Genomic DNA, 15722 nt, shown 5'->3' with positions numbered 1-15722 from the left:
CCCGTTGGCCGGCGGGGTTTTCCCTTCCTTCTAGTGTGAACACTTTCTGGAGTTTCAGGCGATGGATGCAATCATTCTCGACCTCGGCGGCGACATCAAAGGCGACAGCCTGCTCGAGGGTTACAAGGACAAGATCGAGATCATGTCCTACAGCCACAATGTGGCAATGCAAGTGACCAACGACGTCAGCAACTCGGAACGGACTTCGGGCAAGCCGCATATCGGCGAGTTCACCCTGACCAAGTTCGTCGACACCTCGACCCCGTCGCTCAATGAATACTGCTGCGCCGGCAAACCTATCCCGGAAGCCAAGATCACCATCGGCCGTAACGCCTCAGAGGGCAGCGGGCAGTTGCTGCCCTTCATCATCTACACCCTGACCAACGTGGTGCTGTCCAACGTCAGTGTCAGTGGCGGCGCCGGCGGCAAACCGGTGGAAACCATCTCGCTGAACTTCACCAAGATCAAATGGGAACTCACCGCCCAGAAAGACGACGGCACCAAGGAAGGCACCGCCGCCTCGACCTGGGACATGGCTGCCAACAAGCTGGTCAAGTAAGGGAGCCGGGCGGTCATGTCAGCGACCGGCATTCTTCCGCCCCTGTTCGAGCGCCTGGCTTCCCACGAAGACCAGGCATCGTTCGTGGAGGCGTACGACCGTCAAGCCCTGGTCGACTCGGTGCGTAGCGAATTGCTGCGGCTGTTCAACACCCGCCGGGCGCGCGAGGCCATGACCTCGCCGCCCAGCATTCTCGACTACGGTATCGCCGACTGGACCGCGCTGCAGGGCCAGCGCAGCGATGACCGCCGCAGGCTGGCCCGGGAAATCCGCCTGGCCGTGGAGCACTTCGAACCCCGCCTGGCACTGGATGCAGTCGATGTGCAGCCGGTGGAAGGTCAACCCCAGCAGTTGAATATTGTCCTGCATGGCGCCCTGCGCAGTGGTCATCAACATTGGCCGGTGGCCTTTGTCATCGAGAAAACCCGCCAGGGCCTGGAGGTCAGCCATGAGCGACTCGATTGACGCCGAACTGCTTGACTACTACCAGCGGGAACTGACCTGGCTGCGGCATGCCGGCGGTATCTTCGCGCAGCAGTACCCCAAGGTGGCCCGACGCCTGGAACTGTCGCCCGGCGAATGCCCCGACCCGCATGTCGAGCGCCTGCTGGAAGGCTTCGCCCTGCTGGCCGCGCGCCTGCAACGACGGCTGGACGATGACTACGCGGAATTCAGCGACGCCCTGCTCGAGCAACTCTATCCCCTGGCGGTGCGGCCCCTGCCCTCCTGCGCCATCGTCCAGTTCCAGCCGGACCCGAGCAAGGGCAACCTGGCGGCCGGTTATCGCCTGCCCCGGGACACACCGCTGTTTGTCACCACCCAGAAGGGTGAAAGCATCCATTTTCGCAGTACCGCCGAGGTCAATCTGTGGCCGCTGGAAATCACCGAGGCACTGCTGCTCGACAGCGATGAGACCCAAGCCCTGACCGGGGTGAATCAGGCGCGCTCGGCCCTGCGCCTGAGCTTTCGCTGCCAGGGGAAAACCCTCTGGTCGGAGTTGCAGGCACAGCGGCTGCGCCTGCACCTGGCCGCCTCGCCCGTGGTCAACGCCCGGCTGTATGACCTGCTCGGTGCCCACACCACCCAGATACTGGCTGGCCCACCCGGCACCCCACCACGCCCCCTCGTCGGCTTGCCACAGATCGTCGGTTTCGCCAACAACGAAGCCTTGCTGCCGGAAGAGGATGGCGTCCATCCGGGCCTGCGCCTGCTGGCCGAATACTTTGCCTTTCCGGACAAATTCAGCTTCTTCGACGTGCCCTTCGGCGGGGGACGGGACGATAGCGAAATACTCTACCTGTACCTGGTATTCGATCATACGCCCGGCAGTCGCCTGCATCTGCAAGCCAGCGATATCGTGCTGGGCTGCAGTCCAGTGCTCAACCTGTTCCCGCGCACCTCCGAGCCCCTGCGCCCAGACGGCACCCACAGCGAACACCGTTTGATCGCCGACAGTCATCGGGAAAACAGTGTCGAAATCCACAGCATCCGAGGCCTGCGCGCCATGACCCCGCATGGCGTGCTGAAGGTCCCGGCCTACTACGGCAGCCAGCACGCGCTGGGTGAAAGCCGCCTGTACTGGCATGCCCGGCGCATCAGCGGCCTGACCCCCAATCGGCTGGGCAGCGACCTGATGCTGAGTCTGGTGGACACCCAGTTCAAGCCTCGCGAGGAGGCGCCGGACTACAGCGTCACCGCCGAACTGCTGTGCACCAACCGACATCTGGCACAAAGCCTTGGAGCCGGCACGGCACTGGGCTTCGAGCGCCCGGGACCGGTAGCCTGGGCGCGCCTGCGCAACCCGCCAACTCCGCAGAGCCTGCCGCATCTGGGCGGTGAGTCACGTTGGAAGCTGGTGTCGCAACTGACCCTCAATCACCTGTCGCTGGTGGAAGGCCCCCAGGCGCTGGACGCCCTCAAGGAAATCCTCGAACTGCACAACCTGCGCGACGAGGCGAATGCCCGCCGGCAGGTCGAAGGTTTGCTGGGGCTGACCTGCGAGCGAGTGGTCGCCCATGTCGGCGAGGATGCCTGGCGCGGCTGGCGCAATGGATTGGAAGTACGCGTGCAACTCGATCCGCAACGCTTTGTCGGTAATAGCGCGGTGCTGTTTTCCGCAGTGCTGGCACAGTTCTTTTCACTCTATGCCACCGCCAATCGCTTTGTGCGAACGGTGCTGGTCCAGTCCGACAAGGAGGTCAAGACATGGCAACCCCAACCCGGCCAGCCACTGTCCCTCTGAGTCGGCAACTGCGGGATGACCCGCAGGCTTTCGAATTGTTACAGGCGTTATTGCTGCTGGAATGTGAACATCCACAGGCCGTACCGCTGGGCACCGGCACCGCGCCTCAAGCCGAGGCAGTGCGTCTGCGCGGACCGCTGACGCCGCTGTTCCCCAGCAGTGAAGTGCAAAGCCTGAGGGAAACCGAAGGCCAGCAACCGGTACTGACCACGCCGGTGTTCGGCCTCGGCGGCCCCGATGGGCCGCTGCCTTATGCCGATCAGGAATGGCTGCAACAGCGAGCACGGCAGAAGGACCACGCCCCCGCCGAATTCCTCAACCTGTTCCAGCACCGGCTGATCAGCCTGCTGTATCGGGTGATGCGCAAACACCGGATCGCCGTGGGTTTTTCGTCGCCCACCGCGACGCCGGTACACAACCAGTTGCGCGCACTGAGCGGATTACTGCCCAAGGCCCTGCATGATCGTGGGGCCCTGCCGGATGCCGCGGTATTGGCGCGCACTGCACTGTTTGCCGGCGGGCGTCGTTCATTGGCAGGGTTTGCGGCAGTGGTACGCCAGCATTTCAATATACCGGTGACGGTCGAGGCTTATATCGGCGCCTGGCGGGATATCCCCCAGGCCAGTCGCAGTTGCATGCTTGCCGGTGGCCCCAATCTGACGCTTGGCCGCGATGCCGTGGCGGGAACGCGGGTCTGGGATGAACATGCCGGCATTCGCCTGACCCTCGGTCCCCTGCCTGGCAGCCAGGTCGTGCGCTTTCTCCCGGACGGCGGCGCCCATGCGGCCCTGGCCGCACTCGCCGCCCTGTACTTCGGCCCCGACCTGGATTGCACGCTGGCCCTGCTGATACGAGGTGCCTCGCCGATGATCCTCGACAGCGCCGCACCGCCACAACTGAGTTGGAACGGCGGCCTGCAGCAGCAGCCCACTGACCATGTACAACGGATCGAAACCCGTTTGCGCCAACTGGAGATCGCTTGAACATGGAACTGGGCAGCCTGATCGGACGCCTCAACGCCGACAACCGTCGTGCCCTGGAAAAGGCCGCCCAGCGCTGCCTGCAACGGGGTCATCACTATGTGGAAATCGAGCACCTGTTGCTCGAGCTGCTGGAAATCGAAGGCGGTGATTTTGCCTGGTTGCTACCGCGTTTCGGGCTGGAGCAAGATGCCTTGTCGGCGGAGATCAACAAGGCGCTGGAACTGTTCAAGTCCGGCAGCACCCGCACGCCATCACTGTCGGCACAGACCATCGGCTTGCTGGAGGATGCGGTGGTCCAGGCCAGCGTGCTCGGGCTCGAGAGCATTCGTTCCGGTTTACTGCTGCTGGCGCTGCTTGACCGCGATGAGCGACGCAGCCTGCTACTCAATAGTGCTTCGTCGCTGCTGAAGATTCCTCGGGATGCATTGCGCAGCCATCTGCTGGAGTGGACGGAAAACTCCCGTGAACATACCGGGCCGAAACGATCGGCGACGACGCTGGAAAAACCCGCTGCCCGAAACACAGCGCAGGACTCGGTTCTGGACCAATACACCCAGGACCTGACCGCCGATGCCCATGCCGGGCGCATCGATCCCATCGTTGGCCGTGATGGGGAGATCCGCCAGTGCATCGATATTCTGCTGCGTCGTCGGCAGAACAACCCGATTCTGGTGGGCGCGCCGGGTGTCGGCAAGACGGCGGTGGTCGAAGGACTAGCCCTGCGGATTGCCGCCGGGGATGTACCTCCATCGTTGCAGGAAGTCAGCCTGCGGGTACTGGACCTGGGTTTGTTGCAGGCCGGGGCCGGGGTCAAGGGCGAATTCGAGCAGCGTCTCAAGGGCGTGATCGACGCGGTGCGCAGTGCCGACAAACCGATCATCCTGTTCATCGACGAGGCCCATACCCTGATCGGCGCGGGCGGCGCGGAAGGCGGCAGCGACGCGGCCAACCTGCTCAAGCCGGCGCTGGCCCGGGGCGAATTGCGCACCCTGGCTGCCACCACCTGGATGGAATACAAGAAATACTTCGAGAAAGACCCGGCCCTGGCCCGGCGTTTCCAGCTGGTGCAGGTGGAAGAGCCGGACGAAACCACCGCCGTGGAAATGCTCCGGGGCGTGGCCGCCAAGCTGGAACAGCACCATGGCGTGCAGGTGCTGGATGCGGCGATTCATGATGCGGTGAAGCTGTCCCACCGTTATATCTCCGGGCGACAGTTGCCGGACAAGGCCATTAGCATTCTCGACACCGCCTGCGCCCGGGTCGCCCTCGGCCAGCACGATGTACCGCCGCCGCTGGAAAGCCTGCGTCATCGTCAGCAGAGCCTGAAGGAAGAAGTCGACCGCCTGCGCCGTGAACAGGCCACCGGGCTGGATCATCGTGAGCGCATCACCGCGCTGGAGAGTGAATCCATCGGCAATCTGCAAGCCATACGCGAACTGGAAACCCGATGGGGCGAAGAGCGCGAGGCGGTGCGTGAACTGTTGGAAAAACGCCGTGAGCTGCTGATGTTGAGCGACCGTGTGGAGAGCGGCAAGTCCGATGAAGACACCGATGGCCGCATCGACACCCTGGCCGCCGAGTTGGTTCGACTGGAGGCCGGGCTCGATGCCATTCGCCAGGATGATCCACTGGTACCGGAACAGGTCGATTCAAAAACCGTGGCTGCAGTGATCGCCGGCTGGACCGGGATTCCAGTGGGCAAGATGCTCGCCGACGAAGCCCATGCCGTGCGTACCCTCGGCCAGCGCATGGGCCTGCGGGTGATGGGCCAGACCACGGCGCTGGGGACCATCGCCCAACGCTTGCAAGCCTATCGCGCCGGGTTGACCGACCCGCAAAAACCGGTCGGCGTGTTCCTGCTGCTCGGCCCCACGGGCGTCGGCAAAACCGAAACCGCCTATGCCCTGGCCGATGCCCTGTATGGCGGCGAACGCAACCTGATCAGCATCAACCTCTCGGAATACCAGGAAGCCCATACCGTCAGCCAACTCAAAGGCGCCCCGCCTGGCTACGTCGGCTATGGCAGTGGCGGCGTGCTGACCGAAGCGGTACGGCGCAAGCCGTATTCGGTGGTGTTGCTGGATGAAATCGAAAAGGCCCACCCGGATGTGCTGGAGGCGTTCTACAACGTGTTCGACAAGGGCGTGATGGAGGACGGCACCGGTTTGGTGGTGGACTTCAAGAACACCGTGATGCTGGCGACCAGCAATGTCGGCGCGGAGTTGATTCTTGACACACCCGTCTCGCAATTGAGCACCGATGTTTTTAACGAGCATCTGCGCAAGGTGTTGCTACAAGCCTTCAGACCGGCGTTTCTGGCGCGGATGACGGTGGTGCCTTATCGAGCACTGGATGAGGTGACATTGGAAGGGATTGTTCTGGCGAAGTTAGAAAAGTTGCGTGAGCGGTACAAGGCGGCAACCGGGAAACCATTCGAGTTCGATGCCGGAATCGTTAAAGCGGTGCTCGCCAAATGCAGCGTAGCAGGTGCCAGGGACATCGAAAATGTATTGATGACGCAGGTGACTGGAAAGCTTGCTGAATGGGCACTCGGATAAAATCGCCCCTCTACCAGCCGATCAGCTCACAGAAAAAAGACGGAGACGACAAATGACATTATTGAATAAAATATCCAACAACCTCGTCGCACAGCGGGTAGACATTACCTATCTAAAATCTGTAGCGAAAGATGATTACTATTCAAAAAAACAAAAACTGCTCAATCAAAAAATCATTGAGGCAGAAGGGCAAATCAAGGACATATTGGTTGTCATCCCGCCCCACACCAACATAACAACCCTCGGAGCCTTGCCAACAACTGCCGGGGTAAATTTCCTAATGCACGTAGGTGTAGGTACTCCCCCCGCTCCCGCCTCCAAGGTCCAGAAGCTTATGGCGGTCATTGTGTTATTTGAAGTTATTCAGCCGCAAGCCGCCACAGTCATCAGCTTCGAAGCCCCAAAGGCAGATGCCACCTACCCATATCTCAGCGAGCGCTTTTCTCAAAGACATGTTGCAAAGACAACCGAGGTAGCCCAACAACGAGCCACGCAACGTTACAATGCGGACAACACGGTCGTTGTCAGTTCGTTCCTACTTCCAACCGATGCTCGTACGTTTAACGATGAGGTCAGGGATCTGAATACGGCTGGCTTTTTCAAAGCCTTAAACAAATGGCTTGCCAAAACCCGTAAAGAAAGAACTCTTGCGAACGCTCTGATCACCGACATTGTTATACGGAGCAAAACTCAGATGGGAAAGTGGCAATGCACACAGGCCACTCAATTCGTTCCCTTCTCGGCCCCTGATTACGTTTACTATTGCGTCGCCGACTACCCAAACTCCAAAGGATATCAAAAATCCATTGCCGACCACTACGTAAGACGCGCCGAACTACTTTCCGGAGACAACCTGATCGCCGGATACACGGAATTTGACATCGAAGAGAGCAAGCAATATTCATTTTTAAGCGCCAAGCAATGGGAAAAACTGCTTGAAGCAATGACCGTCGGAAACGCACCATTGGACGGGGTCAGGATATATATAAACAAAGGACTCATAGTCGCTTAAGCCTTTCACTCAGTCCAAGAAGAGAGAACGCTGGACAGCGTTAAATGCACTAGCAACACCGTTCTGTCATTCCACTGAGGTCACTCGATGCCACGCACCATCGATGCCAACACCAGTCTATCCCTGACGGCCACATCATTAGCCGCACTTTACCCTGAGTCCATTTCCGGTGAGGAGGCACTTAACCTGCTCGGCCAGCACAACCTGCTCGGCCTCAACGACGGCCCCCCCCTCACCCTGTCCACCGCCATCGCCACCCACGTTACCAGCACCTTCCACAATGATGTCCAACTGCGTCCCCTCGACGCCCTGGTCGCCGAAATCCGCCAGCTTCCCGCCGATGCCAGCGCCGAGCGCTACCAGTTGGTGCTGCGGCCCTGGCTCTGGTGGCTGACCCTGGCCAGCAACAACCGCGTGTTCCAGAATCTCAGCACCTCGGATATCGTCACCACGATCTTCAAGGCCCACGCCTTCAGCGATTTCAAACTCTCGCTGAGCGGCAGCTACACCCCCCGTGAATACTGCATCCAGTACGGCGAGAGCGACTTCGCCTTTGTCTCGCGCCTGCTGGAAGAAGAAGGCATCTTCTGGTTTTTCACCCACGAGGACGGTAAGCACACGCTGGTGCTGGCGGACAGCAATGACGCCTTCCCGCCGATTCCAAACGGCCCGAAAGTGCCCTATCTAGGTCAAAGAATGGGCGAACGAGAACTGCACGGTATCCGCTCCGGGCAACTCTGCCTACAAGCCGTCTCCGGGAGCTACAAGACCACCGACTACGCGTTCACCACCCCCACTACCTCGCTCTACGGCCAGGCCGAAGCCGTTGCCGGGCCGCGCTCGGTCTATGAACATCCCGGCGGCTACACGGCCAAGGCGCGAGGCGATACCCTGACCAAGCAGCGGGTGGACGCCCTGCGCAGCCAGGAAAAACGCTTTGTCGGCGAAAGCGATTGTCGCTGGCTGGTGCCAGGGCACTGGTTCACCCTCACCGGTCATGACGACACCCGCTTGAATATCGATTGGCTGGTGACCTCGGTGACCCACGAAGCCAATCACGAGCACTACCGCAATCGCTTCGAGGCGATTCCCAAGGCCACGCCCTTTCGCCCGATGCGCGACACGTCAAAACCGCGCATGCACACACAAACCGCCTTGGTGGTGGGCAAGTCCGGCGAAGAAATCTGGACCGACGAATACGGTCGGATCAAGCTGCAGTTTCCCTGGGACCGCGACGGCAAGAACGATGAGACCAGCTCCTGCTGGGTCCGCGTGGTGCTGCCCTGGAGTGGCAAGGGCTTCGGCATGCAGTTCGTGCCGCGGATCGGCCAGGAAGTGATCGTCACCTTTATCGACGGTGACCCGGACCGGCCGCTGGTCACCGGCTGCGTCTACAACGGCGACAATGCCCTGCCCTACGCGCTGCCGGCCAACCAGACCCAGTCCGGGATCAAGACCCAATCATCCAAGGGCGGTGGCGGCTTCAACGAGCTGCGCTTCGAGGACAAGAAGGATGCCGAGGAGGTGTTCTTACAGGCGCAGAAGGACTTCAAGATCAATGTGCTCAACGACACCACCGCCACCGTCGGCCACGATGAAACCCTCACCGTACAGAACGCCCGTACCCGCACGGTAAAGGAGGGCGACGAAACCGTGACCCTGGAAAAGGGCAAGCGCAGCGTTACCATCCAGACCGGCAGCGATACTCTCGATGTCAAGGACAGCCGCACGGTGAAGGTCGGTACCGACCAGACCCATAGCACCGGCGGCAATTACGAGCACAAGGTCACCGGTAACTACAACCTGACCGTCGACGGCAACCTGACAATCAAGGTGACAGGCACCCTGACCCTGCAGAGCGGCGGCAGTTTCGCCATCAAGAGCGATGCCGACCTGGCAGCCCAGGCCGCGACTTCCATCAGCCAGAAGGCCGGCACCTCCCTGAGCAACCAGGCCGGCACGTCGCTGGAGAACAAGGCCGGGACCACCCTGACCAATGATGCCGGCGTCAGCCTGATGAACAAGGGTGGCGCCGAGCAGACCGTGGACGGCGGCGGCATGCTGACCATCAAGGGCGGCCTGGTGAAGGTCAATTGAGGAGAGCACATGAGTGAGTCGACCAAACTGGATCTGATACGCGGCGACAGCCATCTCACCGGGCGCCTTCTGGACGATCAGCTCGAAGGTCCGCTGAAGATCGAGGAGTCCGGGCGTCCCCAGGCCAACCTGAGCTACAGCCAGGGCAAGTTGCAAGGGTTGTCGACGCTCTATCACCCCAACGGCAAGGTCTCGGCGCAGGTGCCCTATGTGGCCGGAAAAACCCACGGCATTGCCAGTTTCTTCAGCCCGGAAGGCGGCTTGCAGCGCAAGGCGGGTTATCGCAACGGGCTGCTGCATGGCGAGGCGACCAACTACTTTGCCGATGGCAGCGTGGCGGACGTCGAGCACAACCGCGACGGCGTGCGCGACGGCCTGTACCAGCGCTTTCATCAGAACGGACAAATCGCCCTGAGCAGCCGTTATCTCAATGGCCAGCTGCTCGATGCTGGACAGCCCTATGCCGAGGATGGCCGCCCCCTGGATGCCGAGGGCAAACCGATCTCGCGCTGGCGCTGGTGGTGGTTGCGGCGTGAAGGTCCGGAGGAAGCCTGAGCCTCAGGGAATCAGCATCTGCACCTGGCCAGGCACGACGATCTTGATCACCCCGCCCCACATGCACATCACGCAGCTGTTGGCGTCCAGGGCTGGCATATTGCCCAGCAGCAGGGTCGGCGGGCCGCCGGGAATCCAGGGCGCGGCGGTGGCCGGGATACACGGCATGGGTGTCAGGACGCCAAGGGCGGCGGCGGTCGCGGCGGCCACCATCGGATTGGCGATGCTCTGGCACACGGCAAAAGTGCCGATATTCACCAGCGGGATGTAATCCATGATATTGGCGGCGGGCATGCTGCTGGTCAGGGCCCGGTTGATCGGCAGCACGTTCAGCATGCCGGGCGCGGCGCCAAAGCTGCATTGCAGGGTGGCGCCGCTGCACACCTGGGGACTGCCCATGGGGATCTCCTTTTACTGTTGGCTGCGCGACACTGCCAGCGTAGACCACAATCGCCACAATCACGTCAACGTCACGGGCGGCGTTCGCCCTGTAGAGGCGACGGACGAGCTTGCAGGGCGGCGGCATCGCCCCACTGCCCTTTTGCGCATAACTGCTGTTCCCGTTGAGGCCTTAATCCACGGCAGCTCGCTTCGTATAGTGAGTGCTCTGCGCCCCATAACCACAACGTCGAGAGGCCCGAGCATGAACCTTCAACAGCCGATGATCGCCAGCACCGAACTGCCCGCCTGCGAACAGGACGCCGAGTACTTCGAGTACAGCAAGGCCGCCAACCCGATCAGCGCCGGATTGATCTCGCGCATCCCCTATCAGGACTTTCCCGCCTCGCTCTACAACAGCGGGCCGTCGCGGCTGGTGCCATTGGACCTGAGCCAGGCCCTCGGCTGCGAAGGCCCGGCCACCGGTCCCGGGCTGTGCGCGAACTTTATCCGCTTGAATGCCGGCGATTCGCTGACCCTGCAACCCAACGCCACGTCCCAGGTGCTTTATGTGATTGCCGGGCATGGCCGCCTGGTACAGGGCGAGTCCCGCTTCGAGTGGGACAAGGGCTGCTTTATCGCCCTGCCCGGCCGCCAGGCGGTCGAACTGGCCGCCGGCGAGGACAGCCGCTTCTACTACGTGCACGACGAACCGCTGCTGCGTTACCTCGGTGTCAGCAGCCAGCAGGACCGCTTCAGTGCCACCCTGTACCCGGCGCAGACCGCCAATGCCAAGCTGCGAGAAGCCGCCGACGACCCACGCGCCCAGGACCGCAGCCGGATCAGCATCCTGCTGGGCAATCGGCACTTCCCCCAGACTCGCACCGTGACCCATGTGCTCTGGGCGATGTACGGTATCCTGCCGCCGGGCTCGGTGCAGAAACCCCATCGTCACCAGTCGATCGCCCTGGACTTCATCATCGACTGCCCGCCCGGCTGCTACAGCCTGGTCGGCACCGAGGTCGATGAACACGGCCAGATCCGCAACCCGACCCGGGTCGACTGGGCGCCCGGACTGGCGTTCGTGACGCCGCCGGGCTATTGGCATGCGCACTACAACGAGTCGGACCGCGAAGCCTTCCTGATTCCGATCCAGGATGCCGGCTTGCAGACCTACCTGCGCGCCCTGGACATTCGCTTCAGCTGAGCTGAATCAGGGCTGCCAATAAGGTGGCGTGCCGATACGTTCGAGCATGAAGTCGATAAAACTGCGCACCTTCGACGAGACGGTGCGCTTGGGCGGATAGACAAACCAGAGTGATGCGGCGATCTGTGTGGCCTGGGCCTGCCAATCGGGCAGCCAGTGCACCAGTTCGCCTCGCCTGAGCAGATCGGCCACCAGCCAGTCCGGCAACAAGGCCATGCCCAAGCCCTGGCGCACCGCCAGCAGTTGCGCATCCAGATCGTTGATCCGCAGATGGCCCTTGATTGCAACGCGCTCGGCCTGGGCACCGGGGGCCTGCCGCGCAACGAAAAACACCTCGTCAGGCAGGTTGCCATTCAGTATTGCGGCACACTCCGCCAGCGCTTGCGGCGAGCGTGGCGGCGAATGCCGCCGGGCGTACTCGGGGCTGACGCACAGCAGCGTGTGCTCGGCCGCCAGCTTGCGCGCCTTGAGCGACGAGTCCGGCAGCACTCCGACCCGCAGCGCCAGGTCGACACCGGCACTGATCAGGTTGACGTGACTGTCTTCCAGGGTCAGCTCCAGGCGGATTTGCGGAAAGAGCTCGGCGAAGTCGCCCAGCAGCGGCAACACATGGTGCCGGGCAAAGGCCGGTGGCAGGTTGAGCTTGAGCAGCCCCCGGGGTTGCTGGTTGAGGGCCGAGGTCGCGGCCCTGGCCTGATCCAGTTCGGCGAGTACCCGCAAGGCGTGATGCAGAAAGGTTTCGCCGCCCTCGGTCAGGCGCAGGGTACGGGTGGAACGATTGAACAGGGCGATGCCCAGGTCCTGCTCCAGGTCCTTGATATAACGCGAGACGGTCGAGGCCTTGATCGAAAGCTTCTCGGCCGCCCGGGAAAAATTGTTGGCCTGGGCGGCCTCGACAAAGGCCGTGAGAGCGGCGAAATAGTCCATGCGGGTATCCACTCGGGTGCGGCTCAATGCGTGAGCCAGCGAAACACCTGGATAGATACCGTTATCCGACGCCTTTGAGCAAGCCCACCTCGAAGCGATCCGCCAGGAACGGCGTGATATCCAGGGGCAGCGGCTCCTGATGGACCAGCCGCTCCAGCATCACACCGGTGATTGCCGACGTCAGGATACCGGTACGGAAATGTCCGCAGGCATTGAGATAACCCCCGACACCCGCCATCGGCCCAAGTATCGGCAGTTCGTCAGGCGAGCCCGGACGCAGGCCGGCCCAGCAGCGCTTGAGATTGATGTCCTTGAGTTGCGGCACACAGCGAATGGCCCCCTGGACCAGGCCGGCGACTTCCGGAAAGGTCGTACTGACATCGAAGCCCTTGTCCTCGGTGGTGCTGCCGATCAGGATTTCACCGTTGTCCTTTTGCGCCATATAACAATCGCTGGTGGTCAGGCAGCCCTCCAGCAGCTTGGGCATGCGCTCGGTCAGGAGGATCTGCCCCTTCACCGGTTTGACCGGCAGCCTGATCCCGGTGGCCTGCTCGCTGAGCTCGGCGGCCCAGGCCCCGGCGGCATTGATCAATGTGCCGCAATGGAAGGTGCCCTGCTCGGCGGTGCGCACGCCGCTGACCCGGTCGCCCTGATGCAGAACGCCGATGACATTGGTGTTGAAGTAGAGGTCCACGCCATTCTGCCGCGCGGCCTCGGTGTAGGCATCGGCCAGGCGGAACGGGCTGACCTGGTGATCGCAGAGAAACTCCAGCGCCCCCTGCGCCTCATGGCTTACCGCCGGTTCCGCTTCGCGCAGTGCTTCACGATCCAGCCAGCGCAGCTGGTCCGCCAGGTGCGGAATGCGTGAAACGATATGTTCGGCATACTGTCGGTCCTCATCGTCATAGATCACGTATTTCAAGCCGGTGCGTTCAAACTTGAAGTCCATGCCATGGCGTTCGATCAGTTCACGGTGCAACTGCGGATAGAGCGCGTTGGATTGCAAGGCGAACTCGAAGAATGCCGGCGGCAGGATATGCGGGGTACTTGCGTCCACCGCCACCGCCGCACCATGGGCCTGGCGACGCTGGGCCGACATCATGCGGAAGAAGATCACCCCGCAGCCCAGCCCCACCGACTCGCCGATGGCCCACAGGCCGCCGGCCGAAGCGCGGGTCGCATTGCCGGGACGCTTGGCGTCGATCAGGGCGATCCGCAGGTTCTGGCGCCGGGACAGGTGGTAGGCACAGGAAGCACCGATCACGCCGCCACCGGCAATCACCACATCATAGGTTCTGTTCATGGTTCAGGCGTCCTTACCCAGGCTCTCGAAGGCGGAAAAGGGAATTGGCTCGATGGGAAAACGCGGGCGCAGCCAGCCGACATCGGCGCGTCCGGTGGCCTGCCGCAGGCGGTCGCTGCAATAACCGACGCACATGCGCCCCTGGCAATCCCCCATGCTGACCCGCGTACGCATCTTCAGCCCAGCCATGTCCTCGACGCCCTGGGACAGAGCAAGGTCGATCTCGGCGCGAGTCGTGTGTTCGCAGCGGCAGATCAGTGTGTCGGCGCGGGGCAAGTCGATCTGCCGGGTACCGCGCCGGGTGTAGCGATCAACACCGGCGCGGAACTTGCGGATTTTCGTCAGTTTGTCCAGGTAGATCTGGCGCAGGACCAGGGCCCCCTCGGCGTCGAGCACATCGCGTTGCATCAGGATCGACACGGCGGCAATCCTGCCGGCCAGCATCGCCGCCTCGCCGCCGCGAATCCCGCCCATATCGCCGGCCAGATGGATGGTCGGTTCGCTGCTCTGCTGCCAGACGTTGCTCTCGGGCCGCAGGCAGCCGTCCTCGCCGACGCCATGGGCCAAGCCCATCTGCTGACTGAGTTGGGTGCGCGGGACAAAACCATAACCGACCGCCAGGGTCTGCGCTTCGACCCGCCGCGCCTGGGCGAGGTCCGGCTGCCAATCGCTGGAATACGGCGCCAGGGTCACGCTGGTCAACTCTTCCTGCCCCTGGGCTTCGACCACACCCCAGCCGTAGTAAAACGGGATGCCGTGCAATTTCAGATAGGCGAGCATGCTCAAACCGTCGAGAAACATCTGCGGCTTGTTCAGCAGGGCCAGGCTTTCGCGGGCGATCCGGCCCAAGGCGCTGGCTTCATAGACACCTGCCACCGGCACCCCGGCCGCGTGCAACTGGCAGGCCACCAATGGCAACAAGGGGCCGGTACCGGCAATGACCGTGGTCCCCAACGGCTTGACCACGCCGCTCTTGATCTGCAACTGCAAACCGCCGAGCAGCATGACTCCGGGCAAGGTCCAGCCGGGAAACGGCACGTTGCGCTCATGGCAGCCGGCCGCCAGCAACAGTTGCGAATACTCGATCTGCCGCAGGTGCTCGTCGGCATCCAGCGCCATCAGCGTTCGCGTGCCTTCACCACCGAGAATCCGCGTGCCCAGGCGCACATCGACCCAGTCGGAATACCGCGCGAACTCACCGTGCAGACGCTCCAGCACCTCGCGGTAGCGCGTGCCCAGGTAGCCGAGGTCGACTCCCTTGCGTAATGGTCCGCGATAGACCACGCCCCCCAGGCGCGAGGCTTCCTCGAACAGTACGCTGGGTACCGCGTGCCGGGCCAGCTCGGCGGCGGCGGCCATGCCCGCCGGACCTCCGCCGACAATCACCACGGGCAGGCGGCTCATAGCACCTCCAGCACGGGGAAGCGGCTGATAGCGGTTTCGATCTGCATGCCGGGCCGTACCAGCGTCTGGCAGGCCCGGCGCTTGTGCCGGCCATCAATCGAGACCAGACAGCACTGGCAAACGCCCATGCCGCAGAAGGCTCCGGCGATCTCGCCATGATCGTTGCGCGCCAGCTGTCGCAGGCCGACCGATTGCAGCACGCTGAGGACGGTCTCGCCGACGGCGGCCGGTACGGGTTGACCGTTGAGGTGGACGGTCATGTCCACCTGGGAAAGGGGTTGGATATCGTGTTGTCGATCCAGGTTTTGCATAGGTGCATCATCCATGACTAGCGTGAAAGGTGCACGCTAAGGGATTCGGCACTTCGGCCATTTGATCCAGGCCAGTAAAGAGGAACAAAAGTCCTGGGGGCCGCTTCGGCGCTCCGGTGGTGTCAGAGGTTCCGCGTCGCGCCGTTCGCGGGCAAGCTCCGCTCCCACAGGTCTGCGGTCGTACAC

General features: G+C 62.4%; 14 protein-coding genes. 9 read left to right on the top strand and 5 right to left on the bottom strand.

Annotation, left to right across the window (positions count from 1 at the left end; translation table 11 throughout):
• The first annotated feature begins 61 nt into the window (after window positions 1-61).
• The 8 genes from M5B42_RS02050 (at window position 62) to M5B42_RS02015 (ending at window position 10006) form a co-directional block, all read left to right on the top strand.
• Window positions 62-559 carry an Hcp family type VI secretion system effector gene (locus tag M5B42_RS02050; RefSeq protein ID WP_103498576.1) on the top strand — a complete coding sequence of 166 codons (498 nt, stop codon included), beginning with the start codon at window positions 62-64 and terminating at the stop codon, window positions 557-559.
• 15 nt (window positions 560-574) lie between these two features.
• Window positions 575-1024, top strand: a complete 450-nt coding sequence (gene tssE, locus M5B42_RS02045) for a type VI secretion system baseplate subunit TssE (RefSeq protein ID WP_103498577.1) — start codon at window positions 575-577, stop codon at window positions 1022-1024.
• Complete coding sequence (gene tssF, locus M5B42_RS02040; RefSeq protein ID WP_248744885.1) at window positions 1008-2801, top strand: type VI secretion system baseplate subunit TssF; 1794 nt, start codon at window positions 1008-1010, stop codon at window positions 2799-2801. The genes tssE and tssF overlap by 17 nt, the downstream gene beginning before the upstream one ends.
• Entirely contained in the window at window positions 2765-3784 is a 1020-nt protein-coding gene (gene tssG / locus M5B42_RS02035; RefSeq protein WP_103498579.1) for a type VI secretion system baseplate subunit TssG, read from the top strand. Before tssF ends, tssG begins: the two co-directional genes overlap by 37 nt.
• A gap of 2 nt (window positions 3785-3786) precedes the next feature.
• A complete protein-coding gene (gene tssH / locus M5B42_RS02030) occupies window positions 3787-6342 on the top strand; it encodes a type VI secretion system ATPase TssH (RefSeq protein ID WP_248745012.1) in 2556 nt (851 codons plus the stop codon).
• Between the two features lie 52 nt (window positions 6343-6394).
• Window positions 6395-7354, top strand: a complete 960-nt coding sequence (locus M5B42_RS02025; RefSeq protein ID WP_248744884.1) for a hypothetical protein — start codon at window positions 6395-6397, stop codon at window positions 7352-7354.
• A gap of 87 nt (window positions 7355-7441) precedes the next feature.
• Window positions 7442-9451 carry a type VI secretion system tip protein TssI/VgrG gene (gene tssI / locus M5B42_RS02020; RefSeq protein ID WP_248744883.1) on the top strand — a complete coding sequence of 670 codons (2010 nt, stop codon included), beginning with the start codon at window positions 7442-7444 and terminating at the stop codon, window positions 9449-9451.
• 9 nt (window positions 9452-9460) lie between these two features.
• On the top strand, window positions 9461-10006 hold the full coding sequence (locus M5B42_RS02015) for a toxin-antitoxin system YwqK family antitoxin (protein WP_103498583.1): 546 nt from the start codon (window positions 9461-9463) through the stop codon (window positions 10004-10006).
• Window positions 10007-10009: 3 nt separating this feature from the next.
• Here the strand turns inward: M5B42_RS02015 and M5B42_RS02010 are convergent, their stop codons facing one another.
• Window positions 10010-10405 (bottom strand): DUF4280 domain-containing protein, encoded by a 396-nt coding sequence (locus tag M5B42_RS02010; RefSeq protein ID WP_103498584.1) that lies wholly within the window; start codon window positions 10403-10405, stop codon window positions 10010-10012.
• A 244-nt stretch (window positions 10406-10649) separates the two neighbouring features.
• On the opposite strand from M5B42_RS02010, the gene M5B42_RS02005 reads away from it, so the two are divergent.
• Entirely contained in the window at window positions 10650-11591 is a 942-nt protein-coding gene (locus M5B42_RS02005) for a cupin (protein WP_248744882.1), read from the top strand.
• Window positions 11592-11597: 6 nt separating this feature from the next.
• On the opposite strand, the gene M5B42_RS02000 is transcribed toward M5B42_RS02005, so the two are convergent.
• From M5B42_RS02000 to hcnA, 4 genes are all read right to left on the bottom strand, one after another.
• Window positions 11598-12518 (bottom strand): LysR family transcriptional regulator, encoded by a 921-nt coding sequence (locus M5B42_RS02000; RefSeq protein WP_248745011.1) that lies wholly within the window; start codon window positions 12516-12518, stop codon window positions 11598-11600.
• Window positions 12519-12579: 61 nt separating this feature from the next.
• A complete protein-coding gene (hcnC, locus tag M5B42_RS01995) occupies window positions 12580-13821 on the bottom strand; it encodes a cyanide-forming glycine dehydrogenase subunit HcnC (protein WP_152737373.1) in 1242 nt (413 codons plus the stop codon).
• Window positions 13822-13824: 3 nt separating this feature from the next.
• Window positions 13825-15225: a cyanide-forming glycine dehydrogenase subunit HcnB gene (hcnB, locus tag M5B42_RS01990; RefSeq protein ID WP_248744881.1), complete on the bottom strand. Its 1401-nt coding sequence runs from the start codon at window positions 15223-15225 to the stop codon at window positions 13825-13827.
• Window positions 15222-15536 (bottom strand): cyanide-forming glycine dehydrogenase subunit HcnA, encoded by a 315-nt coding sequence (gene hcnA, locus M5B42_RS01985; protein ID WP_248744880.1) that lies wholly within the window; start codon window positions 15534-15536, stop codon window positions 15222-15224. The genes hcnB and hcnA overlap by 4 nt, the downstream gene beginning before the upstream one ends.
• Between the last annotated feature and the right edge of the window lie 186 nt (window positions 15537-15722).

It is taken from the genome of Pseudomonas sp. MWU12-2037 (genome assembly GCF_023242345.1).
In the GTDB taxonomy this organism is placed as follows: Bacteria; Pseudomonadota; Gammaproteobacteria; order Pseudomonadales; family Pseudomonadaceae; genus Aquipseudomonas; species Aquipseudomonas gingeri_D.
Note: the sequence above shows the minus strand (reverse complement) of the source record. Positions and strands in the feature narration are given on the sequence as shown.